Raw genomic sequence first — 1,591 nt, 5'->3', positions numbered from 1 at the left:
CACCGACTGTCAGCCGGCCGGCGGGGCCGGATCCCGCGCAGCTCGCCCTGATCCCCGAACCGACAGACTCTCCCGAGAACATCGTGGGCGCCGCTGGCGAAGCCCACCCCGGCCGGAATGGGGTTGCGGTGCTGAGCGAGCGTCTCGTGAAGGGCATCAATACGAAGTCGGGAAGCTGCCTGCGGGACCTGAGCGACCTGGCCCACGACCTTTTCATCGAGCTGCGGGATCCGGACCGCGCCCTCGCGGTGGCCGATATTCTCAACGTGCTCCCCTACGACGGAAACCGCGACCGGTGGATGTCCGTTGAACGTTCCCTCGCACTTTCCAGCTTCATTTGCCGTGAGCTCGGCCAAACGGAACGCGCGGCAGTCTACGATCAACTCCTGCAAGCCCCGGACACCGTGGAGACAGACCCGTTCAAGGCCCGGATCGCCGCCAAAGTCCGGCAGCGCGGGCTCAACGAACCGAACCTCTACGACAAGGAAATCTTCCGCTCCATCGACAACGGCAACCGCGATGCCGAGCGCGAATGGCGGCTGCTCCGGCTCGAAACCCTGCTGTTCCTCCGCTCGCACGGCGGCTCGAACACCCTGGGCGTGGGGGAACTCGATCACCGGATCGCGAACGAACTCGAGGCCGTGCGGGCGTAGGCGCTATCGGAGGATTTCGCAAGACCTGTCGCGTTCGCGCCAACGGCGGTAGATTCGGGCCATGACGAACAATCTGAGCGTTGTTGTTAATGCCGACGCGCAGCAAGTTTGGACTTCGCTGCGCGAACCGTCGCTCGTGGCTCAATGGCACGGCTGGGAGGCCGACGAACTCGGCGACGAAATCAACCAGATCTACTTCAGCACCGACGTGGTCGAGGGTCCCGACCACACAAGCCTCACTGTGAACGGCGGCGACGTCTTCGAGCTCACCCCGGTCAGCGGAGGCACCGAGGTCCGCGTGACGCGGGCAGCCCTGGACCATGATTCCGAATGGGCCGCGTGGGACGAAGACATCACCCAGGGCTGGCTGACGTTCCTGCACCAGCTCCGATTCGCCCTGGAACGCCATCCGCACGGGCACCGGCGCACGCATTTTGTCTCCCTGCCTGGCGGCAGCGGATCCGGGATCCAGAAACTTGGACTGGCCGACGTCCCGGCACCTGGCGAGGAATACTCGCTCACGCTACCCACGGGCGAGGCCCTCTCCGGCAAGGTCTGGTTCCGGAGCAACCACCAGGTGGGCCTCACCGTCCACAGTTACGCGGAACATGGCGACGGGCTGCTGATTGTGGCTGACCAGCCGGTGATTCCGGAGAAGAGGCCCGACGGCGGCACGATCGTGATCGCTTCGACCTACGACCTGGGCGCGGCCAGCCTGGACTCGATCCGCTCCCACTGGGACAGCTGGAAGGCTGAGAACTACCCCACAGAGGTGCATTCGCACTGACGATTCACGCTCCGGGGCTGGCAGACTGTAACGGTGCCAGCCGATTCTTCCGTGCCCCATTCCGGGTCTAACTCCGAGTCCGATCCGTCCACGCTCGCAGCTGCCCAGCAGTCCGCGTTTTCCTTCGAGGTGGGTGCGCGGCTCAGCGAAA

2 protein-coding genes are annotated in these 1,591 nt (G+C 65.0%); both read left to right on the top strand.

The features are described 5' to 3' along the window. On the top strand, positions 1-653 hold a 653-nt coding region (locus tag AHiyo1_RS10680), incomplete at its 5' end, for a DUF6707 family protein (RefSeq protein WP_340639311.1). Positions 654-714: 61 nt separating this feature from the next. After that, positions 715-1,440 carry an SRPBCC family protein gene (locus AHiyo1_RS10675; protein ID WP_059388552.1) on the top strand — a complete coding sequence of 242 codons (726 nt, stop codon included), beginning with the start codon at positions 715-717 and terminating at the stop codon, positions 1,438-1,440. The last annotated feature ends 151 nt before the right edge of the window (positions 1,441-1,591 follow it).

Origin of the sequence: Arthrobacter sp. Hiyo1, from assembly GCF_001263615.2 — a bacterium.
In the GTDB taxonomy this organism is placed as follows: domain Bacteria; phylum Actinomycetota; class Actinomycetes; order Actinomycetales; family Micrococcaceae; genus Arthrobacter.
This window is presented reverse-complemented; position numbering and strand designations above follow the sequence as displayed.